The organism is Micromonospora sp. NBC_00389 (genome assembly GCF_036059255.1).
Lineage (GTDB): Bacteria > Actinomycetota > Actinomycetes > Mycobacteriales > Micromonosporaceae > Micromonospora.
Map to the genome: position 1 here is coordinate 254,197 of NZ_CP107947.1, position 12,636 is coordinate 266,832.

At 71.5% G+C, this 12,636-nt stretch carries 11 protein-coding genes; 6 read left to right on the top strand and 5 right to left on the bottom strand.

Annotation, left to right across the window (positions count from 1 at the left end; genetic code table 11):
- Positions 1 to 43 precede the first annotated feature (43 nt).
- Positions 44 to 973 carry an NADP-dependent oxidoreductase gene (locus OG470_RS01210; RefSeq protein ID WP_328419888.1) on the bottom strand — a complete coding sequence of 310 codons (930 nt, stop codon included), beginning with the start codon at positions 971 to 973 and terminating at the stop codon, positions 44 to 46.
- A 122-nt stretch (positions 974 to 1,095) separates the two neighbouring features.
- On the opposite strand from OG470_RS01210, the gene OG470_RS01215 reads away from it, so the two are divergent.
- Positions 1,096 to 1,539: a winged helix-turn-helix transcriptional regulator gene (locus OG470_RS01215; RefSeq protein ID WP_328419890.1), complete on the top strand. Its 444-nt coding sequence runs from the start codon at positions 1,096 to 1,098 to the stop codon at positions 1,537 to 1,539.
- Positions 1,540 to 1,599: 60 nt separating this feature from the next.
- Complete coding sequence (locus OG470_RS01220; protein ID WP_328419892.1) at positions 1,600 to 2,439, top strand: aldo/keto reductase; 840 nt, start codon at positions 1,600 to 1,602, stop codon at positions 2,437 to 2,439.
- Positions 2,440 to 2,484: 45 nt separating this feature from the next.
- On the opposite strand, the gene OG470_RS01225 is transcribed toward OG470_RS01220, so the two are convergent.
- Positions 2,485 to 3,690, bottom strand: coding sequence for a DUF418 domain-containing protein (locus OG470_RS01225; protein WP_328419894.1), 1,206 nt, complete (start codon positions 3,688 to 3,690; stop codon positions 2,485 to 2,487).
- A 298-nt stretch (positions 3,691 to 3,988) separates the two neighbouring features.
- On the opposite strand from OG470_RS01225, the gene OG470_RS01230 reads away from it, so the two are divergent.
- A complete protein-coding gene (locus OG470_RS01230) occupies positions 3,989 to 5,329 on the top strand; it encodes a carbohydrate-binding protein (protein WP_328419896.1) in 1,341 nt (446 codons plus the stop codon).
- Between the two features lie 82 nt (positions 5,330 to 5,411).
- On the opposite strand, the gene OG470_RS01235 is transcribed toward OG470_RS01230, so the two are convergent.
- Together OG470_RS01235 and OG470_RS01240 are read right to left on the bottom strand one after the other, a co-directional pair.
- On the bottom strand, positions 5,412 to 6,371 hold the full coding sequence (locus OG470_RS01235) for a DNA polymerase domain-containing protein (protein WP_328419898.1): 960 nt from the start codon (positions 6,369 to 6,371) through the stop codon (positions 5,412 to 5,414).
- A 31-nt stretch (positions 6,372 to 6,402) separates the two neighbouring features.
- Positions 6,403 to 7,854 carry an MFS transporter gene (locus tag OG470_RS01240; protein ID WP_328419900.1) on the bottom strand — a complete coding sequence of 484 codons (1,452 nt, stop codon included), beginning with the start codon at positions 7,852 to 7,854 and terminating at the stop codon, positions 6,403 to 6,405.
- A 79-nt stretch (positions 7,855 to 7,933) separates the two neighbouring features.
- On the opposite strand from OG470_RS01240, the gene OG470_RS01245 reads away from it, so the two are divergent.
- The 3 genes from OG470_RS01245 (at position 7,934) to OG470_RS01255 (ending at position 11,293) form a co-directional block, all read left to right on the top strand.
- Positions 7,934 to 8,365: a winged helix-turn-helix transcriptional regulator gene (locus tag OG470_RS01245; RefSeq protein ID WP_328419902.1), complete on the top strand. Its 432-nt coding sequence runs from the start codon at positions 7,934 to 7,936 to the stop codon at positions 8,363 to 8,365.
- 100 nt (positions 8,366 to 8,465) lie between these two features.
- Entirely contained in the window at positions 8,466 to 9,056 is a 591-nt protein-coding gene (locus tag OG470_RS01250; protein ID WP_328419904.1) for a TetR/AcrR family transcriptional regulator, read from the top strand.
- On the top strand, positions 9,056 to 11,293 hold the full coding sequence (locus OG470_RS01255; RefSeq protein WP_328419906.1) for an MMPL family transporter: 2,238 nt from the start codon (positions 9,056 to 9,058) through the stop codon (positions 11,291 to 11,293). The genes OG470_RS01250 and OG470_RS01255 overlap by 1 nt, the downstream gene beginning before the upstream one ends.
- A gap of 62 nt (positions 11,294 to 11,355) precedes the next feature.
- Here the strand turns inward: OG470_RS01255 and OG470_RS01260 are convergent, their stop codons facing one another.
- Positions 11,356 to 12,612: an erythromycin esterase family protein gene (locus OG470_RS01260; RefSeq protein WP_328419908.1), complete on the bottom strand. Its 1,257-nt coding sequence runs from the start codon at positions 12,610 to 12,612 to the stop codon at positions 11,356 to 11,358.
- Positions 12,613 to 12,636: the final 24 nt, after the last annotated feature.

The window sequence follows — 12,636 nt, forward strand, 5'->3', positions numbered from 1 at the left end:
TCGCACATAAGGCCCCTGACAGGGTAAACCCCGGTCAGGGGCCTTAGTCGTGTGCCCAGGGCTGGAGCACGTAGCGACCGCGCACCCCACCCTTCGCCATGGCCCGGTGGGCGTCGTCGACCTGGTCCAGCGGCATGACCGTGTGCACTCGGGCCGGCAGTTCGCCGGACGCGGTGCGGGCGAGCAGGTCACCCAATCGAGGGCCGTCGGGGTGCGCCACCACGGCGGCTACGGTGATCCCACGCTCCATGGCCGGCACGGCGTTCGGCCGGACGCCGACGAACGCCCCGCCGTCGCGGACCAGGGCGAGACCCTGCTCCTGCAGGGCAGCACCGTCGGCGACCGCGTCCCAGCCCGGCTCGGCTCGGGCGGTGAAGTCGGCGCCGAGGCTGCGGACGAACTCCTCGTCCTCGGCTCGGGCCAGGCCGGTCACGCGCCAGCCGCGGTCCTGCGCGAGCGAGGCGACGTACCCTCCGACCGCGCCGGCCGCCCCGGTCACCAGCAGCCGGTTACCGCCGGTGGGCGCGTCGCCGAGCAGGTCGACGATCTGCGCCGCAGCCAGCCCATTGAGCGGCACCGTCGACGCCGCGACCAGGTCCAGCCCGTCAGGCACGACGGCGAGGTCGGCGGCCGGCACGACGAGCTGTTCGGCGTAGGTGCCGAAGTCGCGGTCGAACCCAGCCACCAGACCGGCGACCCGGGTACCTACGGTCAGCTCCACGCCGCGGCCGGCGGCTACCACGATGCCGGCGAAGTCCCAACCCAGGCCGGTACGCTCCGCCTGATTGATCAGGCCCATGGCGTGGAAGAAGCCACCCGCGACCCCGAGGTCGACGGGGTTGACCGGCGCAGCGGCGATCTCGACCCGGACCTCGCCGGGCCGGGGCTCAGTTACGGGAACGTCAATGATCTCGATCGAGCCGGGTGCGCCCGGGGTGCGCACGACGGCGGTGCGGTAGGTGGACATGCTCATGGGTCCGCTCCTCATGGCTTGTGTTCGACGGTCTTCCCACATCACTATTGAGGGGTAACTCTCCACTAGGAAGTACGCACCTCAGAGTGCGTAGGGCACCGCCCGGTAGGAAGGAGCAGTCGATGCCAACACGGACGGCAGCCCAGAGGCGGGCACAGGCGCAGGCGGACTACGACGCGTTCCTCGCACGCTGCCCCAGCCGCCAGCTACTCGACCGGATCTCCGACAAGTGGGTGACGCTGATCCTGGCGGCACTCGGCAGCGACGGCCCGCATGCCCCCGGCAGCAACCGTGTCGGCGAGCCGCGAGCGATGCGCTACTCGGAGTTGGCCCGCCGGCTGGCCGGCGTCAGCCAGAAGATGCTCACCCAGACGCTGCGCTCCCTCGAACGCGACGGCCTGGTCACCCGCACCGTGACGGCAACCGTGCCGGTCACCGTCACGTACGAGCTGACCGACCTGGGTCTCTCGCTCCACCACCTGATGCGTGCCGTCAAGGATTGGGCCGAGGCGCACATGGACGAGGTGCTCGCCAATCGCGAGCAGCATGACATCCGCGTCGCCTGAACGCTGACCATCAGCGCGAGAGCGTGCTGTTAGCGTTGCCCCCTCAACAGGGGAGACAGAATGACATCGACAACGTTCCGCATCGGAGGAGATCTGGAGGTACGCCGGCTCGGGTTCGGTGCCATGCGCCTGCCGACCGAGGCGGGCGCTGCCCGCGAGGCATCTCTGGCGGTGATCCGGCGGGCCGTCGCGCTGGGCGTCACGCTGATCGATACCGCCCACCTGTATGGCGGAGGAGCAAACGAGGAGCTTCTCGCCGAGGCCCTCTACCCCTATCCGGACGGGCTGCTCATCACGACCAAGGTCGGCGTTGCGCGATCGGGCCCGCAAGGGGAGTGGAAACTGGACGGGCGGCCGGCTGTCCTGCGCGCGCAAGTCGAGCAGGCTCTGCGTCGGCTGCGCGTCGAGCGAATCGAGCTGCTCCAGCTGCACCGGATCGATCCAGAGACGCCGCTGGCCGAGCAACTCGGTACGTTGCGGGAGCTGAAGGCTGAAGGCAAGATCGGCCGAATCGGGCTGTCCGAGGTCACCGTTGCCGAGCTGGACCAGGCGCGTCAGATCGTTGATGTGGCGAGCGTGCAGAACCGGTACAACGTGCTCGACCGCGAGCATGAGCCCGTCCTCACGGCCTGTGAGCGGGCAGGCATCGCGTTTCTGCCGTGGCGGCCGGTCGCGGCAGGAACGTCGGGGGCGAAGGCGGGGATCGCCGCCGTAGCATCCGAGGTCGGCGCCACCCCAACCCAGATTGCGCTCGCCTGGCTCCTGAGTCGCTCGCCGGTGATGCTCCCGATCCCGGGCACCGCCCGGGTGGACCATTTGGAGGAGAATCTCGCTGCAGAGAGCCTTCACCTGACTCCAGCCCAACAAACCAGCCTGGACCGGCTGCAAGAGCCGGCATAGGCACTGCACGATCTCCCAGCCGGGCGGCGCCGGTACCGGGACCCGTCATGCCGGGTCCGGGGCCCGAAGCCGTGGCCACCGCTGCTCGGTCCAGGCCCGCAACAGCCACTCCATCGGTCCGTACCGGAACCGGGCCATCCATGCCGCGCTGGCGGCGAGCTGCACGCAGTAGATCGCGACCGCGATGAGTACGACGACCGGGGGTGCGACGGCACCGGCGAGGCCCAGCCCGACGCCGGTGAAGACCAGCACGCAGAGCAGCGACTGACCCAGGTAGTTCGACAGGGACATCCGGCCGGCCGGCGCGAGTACGGCGACGACCCGCCGCCCCCGGTCGGTCTGGAAGAACTCGAGCAGGGTGGCGGCGTACGCGGCCGCGAGCAGCGGCGCGGTGAGCACGCCCGCCGTCAGCCCGGTCAGGTTGGCGGTGCCCCCGCCCGATGCGAAGATCACCGCACCGGCCAGGCCGACCGGATAGCCCAGCTGCTGCACCCGGCGCAGGAGCTGCTGGTTCCCGACGACGTCGGTGAGTAGCCGGCGCCGCCCGGCCGCGTAACCGAAGAGGAAGGCCGAGAGGGCGAGCGGCCCCTGCACGAGGAGCGTGCCGAACATCGCCGGCAGCTGGCGTACGTGCTCGGTGATCACCGAGCCGATCCCGCCCTGTAGTGCCTCGGTGGACCGCTGCCCCGCCGCGAGTGCCGTCGCCGGATCGGTGACCAGCTGGGTCCCGCCCGTGGCGGCGAGCGCGAGGACGAAGCCGATCCCGCCGGTCAGCAGTACGGCGGCGCGCAGCGCGGTCCCGGCGCCGACTCGCCGCATGCCGAGCAGGACCAGACCGAGCAATGCGTACGTGGTCAGGATGTCGCCCTGGAACAGCAGCACCGCGTGCAGGATGCCGAGCACGAAGAGCCCGGCCAGCCGTCGCCGGAACCGTGGGGCGAAGTCGACGCCGCGCCGCGCGGCGGAATCGAGCTGGAGCGTGAAGCTGTAGCCGAACAGAAAGGAGAAGAGCAGGTACGCCTTCATCGTGAGGAGCAGCTCGACCAGCCACCGGACCGCCTGGTCGCCCCACGAGTCGTGCGCGGGATCCGGAACCAGCTGGAAGGAATAGCCGGAGGCGAAGAAGGCGATGTTGACGACCAGGATGAGGAGCAGCGCCACGGCGCGCAACGCGTCGACGTCGACGATCCGGGAGAGCGTCCCGGACGACGCTCGATTCTCGACGGGCGGGTCTCCGATGGAGAAATTCACGTGACCACCTCCGGAACGGACAGGAATCGTGTTCGATGACTTTCCTGCGACGCTACGAAGCGGTCTGTCCAGATGACAGCCGGTGAGCGGGAAGTTCGCCGGTGGGGCAGGCCCTACCCCCGCGAGGCGGGGGGTGCAACGCGAACATGGCCGGAGACATCTACCGGATCATGGGAATGTGGGGCCAATGTCCCCGTCCGAGGCGACGCCAGCCGAATCTGTTAACAACCCTTGATATTAAACATCACGGACGTCAATATGTGGAGGTCGCGGGTCGTCGAAGCCTGGGGAGTGAGCCATGAGAAGCCGTCGGATTTTCGCAGTGGTAGCCGGGGCGGCGATGACCGTCGCGGCCGCCGTCGCCTTCGTCCCCAGCAGCATCGCCGCCGTGTCCTCGGCGGACGCCGCCCTGCTGGTCGCCTGCACCGCACCGGCCTGGGCCGAGGGCAACACCTACCCGGCGGGCGCCCAGGTCACCTACGGCGGCCGGCTCTACCAGGCTCTGGTCACCCACACCGCACACCCCGGCGCCGGCTGGAACCCGGCCGCGACCCCGTCGCTGTGGCGTGACCTGGGCGCGTGCTCGGGAGGCACCCCGCCACCGACCACGCCGCCGCCCACCACACCGCCCCCGACCACACCGCCGCCCACCACGCCGCCACCGACCACGCCGCCGCCGACCGGTGGGACCTGCGGGGTGAAGTCGCGGCCCGCCGGCAAGGTGCTGCAGGGCTACTGGGAGAACTGGGATGGCGCCTCCAACGGCGTACACCCCGGCCTCGGCTGGATCCCGATCACCGACAGCCGGCTCAGCCAGCACGGCTACAACGTGATCAACGCGGCTTTCCCGGTGATCCGCTCAGACGGCACGGTGCTCTGGGAGAACGGCATGGACGCTGGCGTCAAGGTGGCCACCCCAGCCGAGATGTGCCAGGCCAAAGCGGCCGGCGCAACGATCCTGATGTCGATCGGCGGGGCCGCGGCGGGCATCGACCTGAGCTCCAGCGTGGTCGCCGACCGGTTCATCGCGACGATCGTGCCGATCCTCACGGCCTACCACTTCGACGGCATCGACATCGACATCGAGACCGGCCTGACCGGTAGCGGGAACATCAACACCCTCTCCACGTCACAGGCCAACCTGATCCGGATCATCGACGGAGTCCTGGCCCGGATGCCGTCGAACTTCGGCCTGACCATGGCACCGGAGACGGCCTACGTCACCGGCGGCAGCGTGGTCTACGGCTCGATCTGGGGCTCGTACCTGCCGATCATCAAGAAGTACGTGGACAACGGCCGGCTCTGGTGGCTGAACATGCAGTACTACAACGGCAGCATGTACGGCTGCGCCGGCGACTCGTACCCCGCTGGCACCGTGCAGGGCTTCACGGTGCAGACGCAGTGCCTGAACAACGGCCTGACCATCCAGGGCACCACCATCCGCGTGCCGTACGACAAGCAGGTTCCGGGCCTGCCCGCGCAGAACGGCGCCGGTGGCGGCTACATGTCGACATCGCTGGTCACGCAGGCGTGGAACGCCATACCCGGCCTTAAGGGCCTGATGACCTGGTCGGCGAACTGGGACGGGTCAAAGGGCTGGACGTTCGGCGACAACGTGAAGCGCTTGCAGGGACGCTGAAGGGTCGTCGCGGCTCCCCCGGACTGGGAGGGGGAGCCGCGCCGCGAGAGCGAGCGCCCGGACCGGACCCCAGCGCGTGCCGTCAGCCGGTCTGTCGGCGGGCGCGGGCCCGGCGCTTGCCCTCGTGCATGGCCTGCACGCGGGCCACCGGGATGGCTCGCCCCTCGGCCACCAGGTCGGCGGGGAGCGGCTGCGGCGCCGGCATCAGCGCCACCCACGGGTCGGCCCCGGCCACCAGCGACGGCACGGTCCGGATGGTGAAGTCGGCCGGGGTCACCTGGGGCAGGTCGGCCCAGTCGACCGGGAAGGAGACCGGCAGCCCAGGGCGCAGCCGCGGGCTGTACGTGGCCGCCACGGTCGCCCCACCGGCCCGGGTGGCGTCCACGAAGACCCGGCCGCCCCGGTCCTCCTTGATGTAGGCCGTGGTGGCCAGCGCCGGGTCGAGCCGCTCGGCGCGGACGGCGAGCGCCCGGGTGGCCGCGGCCAACTCCTCCGCCGTGGGCTCGTCGGCCACCGGGACGAAGACGTGCACGCCCTTGGCGCCGCTGGTCTTGACCGCCCCGGCCAGGCCGACGTCGGCGAGCGCCTGGCGGACCAGCAGCGCCGTGGCGACCGCTGCGCCGAACCCGTCCCCCTCCGGCGGGTCGAGGTCGAGCACCAGGTGGGTCGGGCGGTGCAGGTCCGCCGCGGTGGCCAGCGTCGGGTGGAACTCCACGGCCCGCTGGTTGGCGAACCAGAGCAGGGTGCGCCGGTCGTCGCAGAGGGCGTACGAGATCTCCCGGTGCGACGCCTCCGCCCAGACCGGCACCCGGCGGACCCAGTCCGGGGTGTACCGGGGCAGGTTCTTCTGCATGAACGGCGGTTGGCCGGGGCGGACCCGGATCACCGACAGCGGCCGGTCTCGCAACTGCGGCAGGATCCGGTCCCGGACCGCGTCGAGGTAGTCGACCAGGTCGCGCTTGGTCGCGTCGTCGCGGTCGGACAGCGGCTGGTCCAGGTTGGTCAGGGCCACCCCGTCCCGGGTTTCCTCAGCCTCGCTCACCCGCTCACCCTCCCGGCACCGGTGCCGTCGGTCAACTGGACGCGGCGCTTCGCTGCCGATCGGTTTCGACGCGCGGCGCAGCGGGCCGGTCTCCGGACAGCGTGGTCAACGCGACCAGCAGCGCGGCGATCACCAGGGCGGCGGCGACGGCGAACGCCATCCGGTAGCCGCCGGCCAGCGCGGCCGTCTCGGCCCAGCCGGCGGCCCGCAGGCCGTCGGCGCGCGTGGCGGCCAGGGTGGCCAGCGCGGCCAGTCCGACCGCACCGCCAACTTGCTGGGTGGTGTTGGCCAGCCCGGAGGCGAGCCCGGCGTCCGCGTCGGTCGCGCCGGCCATGGCCAGCGTGGTGACCGCCGGCAGGGTCAGGCCGCCGGCCATCCCGAAGACCACCATCGAGGGGAGTACGTCGGCGAGATAGCCGCCGTCGGCGGGCAGCCGGGCGAGCAGCAGGAAGCCGACGGTCGCCAGACCGAGCCCGGCGAGCAGCACGGTCCGGGCACCCCACCGGGCGATCAGCCGACCGGCCAGGCCGAGCGACACCACCGCGATCACCACCGGGGTGGGCAGGAAGGCCCAGCCGGTGGCGGCCGCATCCAGCCCGAGCACCAGTTGCAACTCCACGGCGAGCAGGAACTGGAAGCCGAAGTACGCGGAGACCATGAGGAACTGCACGGCGTTCGCCGCGACCAGGCCCGGAACGCGCAGCACCCGGGCCGGCAGCAGCGGAGTGGCCGCCACCCGTTGGCGCATGGCGAACCCGCCGAGCAGCAGCGCCGCGAGCGCCGCCGCACCGAGGGTCCGTGGGCTCGTCCAGCCATGCTCGCCGGTCCCCACGATGCTCAGCACGGCGGCCATCAGGCCGGCGGTGGCGAGCAGCGCGCCGGGCAGGTCCAAGCCCGCCCGCAGGCCGATCCCCCGCTCGGCGGGGAGCCGGCGGACGGCGGCGAGCAGGATCACCGCCCCGATCGGGAGGTTGATCAGGAAGATCGACCGCCAGCCGGCCAGGTCGGTGAGCACTCCACCGGCCACCGTGCCGACCGACGCTCCGGCCGCCCCGGTGAAGCTGAACACGGCGATCGCGCGGGCCCGCTCGGCCGGCTCGGGGTAGAGCCGGACGATCATGCCGAGACTGACCGCCATGGCCAGCGCGCCGCCGACGCCCTGACCGAAGCGCGCGGCGACCAGCAGGGCCGGCCCGGAGGCGACCGCGCAGGCCAGCGAGGCCAGGGTGAACAGCGCGACGCCGGCCAGGAAGACCCGCCGGCGGCCGAGCAGGTCGCCGAGGCGGCCGGCGAGCAGCAGCAGCCCGCCGAACGCGACCAGGTAGGCGTTGACCACCCACGCCAGGCCGGCGGCGGTGAATCCCAGGTCGCGTTGCACGGCGGGCAGTGCCACGGCGACCACGCTGCCGTCCAGGATGATCATCAGGCTGCCGGCGCAGAGCACGAGCAGCGCTGGCCAGCGGGACGGGACGACACGGTCCATGGGGACCCCTCCTTGGTGCACGGTTTGTTACCGACGCCATCGTCTGTGACCATGAGCCTGAGCGGAAGGAGGCACTGTTATGTCCCAGAGGAACAGCGATGTGTCCGCGCTGGTCCAGGCCGAGCTGACCTGCGCGGCCGGGAACGTGCCGTTCACCCCCGGGCAGGCCCGGGCGTGCACCGTCCGCGAGGTGCTCGACCGGGTCGGCGGCAAGTGGAGCATCGGCATCCTGGTGGCGGCCTCGAACGGGCCGGTGCGCTTCACCGAACTGGAGCGGCACATCGAGGGGATCAGTCGACGGATGCTCACGCTGACCCTGCGCAACCTGGAACGGGACGGCCTGCTGCACCGGACGGTCTATCCGACCGTCCCACCCAAGGTCGAGTACACGGCCACCCCGATGGCGCTGGAGCTCTACGAGTCGCTGGTGGCGCTGACCAGCTGGGCCGAGCGGCACCGCCGGGCCATCGCCGAGGCCCGGACGAGGTACGACACCGAGCACGCCGGTTAAACCGGGCGGAGGTGTGGGGAACGCCACCACGGCAATCTGACCGATCGGTCAGGGTCTGACCGATCGGTCAGGCATGCTGGTCTGCGGAGGTGGACCAGTGATGGCCAAGGCGGTTTTCGACACGCACGGCGAGATCCTCGCCGCCGCGGCGCGGCGGTTCGCGGTGACCGGCTACCGGGGCACTTCGCTCCAGGACATCGCCCGCGAAGTCGGCTGTTCCAAGGCCACCGTGCTGTACCACTTCGCCAACAAGGAAGCCCTGCTCGCCGAGCTGATGTCCCCGGCGATCGCCGTCCTGCGGGACCTCGACGACCAGCTCACCGGGCTGACCGGCGCGGCCGCCCAGCAGGCCGCCGGCGTGGGCTTCGTCGACCTCGCGGTCCGGTTCCGGGGGGAGATCGCGCTGCTCCGCGGTGAGTTCTCGGAGCTGCTCTGCCAGCCGGCCTTCGCCCACATCCAGCAGATCTCCGAACGGCTGCGAGACGCGTTGGCCGGGCACTCCGACCGGCCGGTAGCCCGAATCACGGCGCTGGTGCTGCTGGCCGGCATCCCCGAGGCGTGCGCCGAGTTCGTCGACATTCCCGACGACGAACTGCGCGTCGCCCTGCTCTCCCTCGTCCGGCGGGCCCTCGAACCCGTCGACCACACACGCCTGCCCCAACCACCCACGTCCGAGGACAAGGAATCCTGATGGCCACCCTGCTCTACCGGCTCGGCCGGGGCGCGCTGCGCCGGCGACGGCTCGTCGTCGCGCTCTGGCTCGTCGTACTCGTCGTCGCCGGCCTTGCCGCAGCGACCCTGCGCGGCCCGACGGCGAGCAACTTCACCATGCCCGGCACCGAGAGCCAGCGCGCGCTCGACCTGCTCGCCGAGCAGTTCCCCGCGGCCAGCGGCGCCACCGGCACCATCGCGGTCAAGGCGCCGGGGGACGGCCAACTGGCCAGCCCCGACGGCCAGGCCGTGGTGCAGGAGCTGGTCCAGCAGGCCTCCACGCTGCCCGGCGTGGTCGGTGCGGTCGACCCGTTCCAGGTCGGCGCGGTCTCGCCCGACGGCCGGTACGCACTGGTCCAGGTGCAGTTCGCGACCGGCGCCGACGGGGTGAGCGATGAGCAGCGCACCGCGTACGAGGAGGTCGGTGCCGCCGCCGAGGCGAAGGGTTGGCAGATCGCCCCGGGTGGCGAGGTGCTGGGTGGTGAGCCGGAGATCGGCTCCACCGAGGCGCTCGGCGTACTGGTCGCCGCGATCGTTCTGATCATCACCTTCGGCTCACTGGTGGCCGCCGGGATGACCATGCTCAACGCCCTGATCGGCGTGGGCGTCGGCATGGCCGGCCTGTTCGCGCTGAGCGGCGTCATCGAGTTGACCAGCACCGCGCCGATCCTGGCACTGATGCTCGGCCTCGCGGTCGGCATCGACTACTCGCTGTTCATCACCTCTCGGCATCGGCAGAACCTGCTCGACGGCCTGTCCCCGGAGGAGGCGGTCGGCCGGGCCGTGGGCACCGCCGGCTCCGCCGTGGTCTTCGCGGGCGCCACCGTGGTCATCGCCCTGGCCGGGCTGGCCGTGGTGAACATCCCGTTCCTCACCGTGATGGGTTTCGCCGCCGCCGGCACTGTCACCGTCGCGGTGCTCGTCGCGATCACCCTCCAGCCCGCGCTGCTCGGCTTCGCCGGCCTCCGGGTGCTCCCCCGCCGGCTGCGATCGGTCGCCGCCGACTCCGCGAGTGCCGGTGACGTCGCACCGGTCGACGGTCCAGACGTCGACGACCGGCCGTCCGTCGAGAACGCGCCGAACGAGGACCGGTCCTCGTTCGGCTTCCGCTGGGCGCGGCTGGTCACCCGGTTCCGGGTACCGGTCATCCTGCTCAGCCTGCTCGGCCTGGGGCTGCTCGCGCTGCCCACACCGGACATGCGGCTGGCTCTGCCGGACCCCTCGACGGCGGCCGTCGGCTCGCCCGCCCGGGTGGCGAGTGACCTGACCACCGAGGGCTTCGGACCGGGCTTCACCGGCCGGCTCGCGGTGGTGGTCGCCGGCGACACGCCGCAGGCCACCTCGGCCGCCGTGCCGCAGGTCACCGCCCTGCTCCAGCGCACCGATAACGTGCTCGCGGTGGCGCCGGCGCAGGTCAGCCCGGACGGCCGGACCGCGCTGCTCGGGGTGGTGCCGAAGACCGGCCCGACCGATGAGGCCACCGAGACGATGGTGCACGAGATCCGTGGCTCGGTGGGCGGGATCCGCGACGCGGACGTACTGCTCACGGGGGCCACCGCAGTCGGCATCGACGTCTCCGAGAAGCTCTCCGACGCGCTGCCGACCTACCTGCTGCTGGTGGTCGGGCTCTCCGTACTGCTGCTGATGCTGGTCTTCCGCTCGCTGCTGGTGCCGATCAAGGCCGCGCTGGGCTTCCTGCTCACCGTCGCCGCCACGTTCGGCATCACGGTGGCGGTCTTCCAACAGGGGCACCTCGCCGACCTGGTCGGCCTGGACACCCCGGCCCCGCTGATCAGCTTCCTGCCGATCCTGCTCATCGGCATCCTGTTCGGGCTCGCGATGGACTACGAGGTGTTCCTGGTGTCCCGGATGCGGGAGGACTTCGTGCACGGCGAGTCCGCCCGGCAGGCCACCATCAGCGGCATGGGGCACGGTGCCCGGGTGGTCACCGCCGCCGCGTTGATCATGATTTCGGTCTTCGGAGGCTTCGTCTTCCTGGAGGACCCGGTGATCAAGTCGATGGGCTTCGCGCTCGCCGTGGGTGTGGCCATCGACGCCTTCGTGGTCCGGATGACCATCGTTCCCGCGGTGATGTCGCTGCTCGGCGACCGGGCCTGGTGGCTGCCCCGTTGGCTGTCCCGCGTCCTGCCGAACGTCGACATCGAGGGCGAGGGCCTGCGGAACCACCTCACCGAGCGCACGCCGACCCGGGTCTGACCCGCGCGACCGCGGAGGCGTGGTGGCATTTCGGACACCACGCCTCCGCGGTGCGGGCCTGGTCAGACGCCAGCTGGGTAGGTCTCCATCTCACCGGGGGCGGCCGGGACGGGCAGCGGGTGCAGGGCGGTGGTCTCGTCACACCAGATGAAGGCGTCGTAGCGTTCGCCGAGCCGGGTCGGCACGTAGTTGCCCCAGGACTCGAAGGACGGGTCGTAGACGACGCCGATCGCCCGGTGGTCCACGGTGTCGGTGACCCAGCCGGGCTGGTCCTCCCCGCCGAAGACCAGGACCGCCCGATCCGGCATCAACTCGTGCATCCGCCGCTCGACCGATCCCTCCCGGGCCGGCGGCACCACCATCGGCTCGGGCGTCGAGCCCCACCGGGGGGCGGCGATCACCGTCCCGCGATAGCTGCCGAAGCCGATCAGCGTCACCGCGTCGTCGCCGTGCCGCTCCCGGGCCAGCTGACCAATGTTGATCATCCCGTCCGCGGCCATGTCGGTGGCCCGAGCGTCCCCGACGTGCGTGTTGTGCGCCCAGACGATCCCTCGGGCGTCCGGGCCGTACCGGTCCAGCAGCCGGTCCAGGGTGTCCTGCATGTGGGTGTCGCGGATGTTCCACGAATCCGGCCCACCGGCCACCATCGCCCGGTAGTAGCGCTCCGCGCCGGCCACCACCTCCGCGTTCTGCCAGGCCGAGAAGCGGTCCGGACCGTCGGAGAGGGCATGTTCCCGGGTCCGGGCCAACAGCCGGACCACCTCCTCCTCGCAGCGGGCGGAGACGAACCGGCTGGCCGCGCCGTACTCCTCGACCCGCTTGCCGTACGGCTCGAAGCACCGGTACGCGTCCTGCGCCGCCTCCAGCGAGGTCGGATCCTCCTCCCCCAGGTAGTCGAAGATGGCCTGCATCGACTCCCAGAGGCTGTACACGTCGAGCCCGTGGAATCCGGCCCGTTGCTCCTCCGGCCGTTCCACGTTCCACGCCCGCAGCCACCGGCAGAACCGGGCCACCTCGGCGTTCGCCCACATCCAGGTCGGCCACCGCTCGAACCGATCGAGCGCGATCTGTGGATCGAGCGCCCCGCCCGGCGCGGCGGTGACCGAGCGGTGCACCCGGTCGCAGTCCGGCCAGTCGCCCTCCACGGCCACGAACGAGAAGCCGCACTCCGCGATCAGCCGGCGGGTGAGCTGCTCGCGCAGCCGGTAGTAGTCGTAGCTGCCGTGGGTGGATTCGCCGATCATCACCACCCGGGCGTCCCGGACGCGCTCCAGCAACGGGTCGAAGTCGCTCGGCGCGCCGAGCCGCTGAACCAGCATGTCAGCGGCTACCCGGCGGCCGCT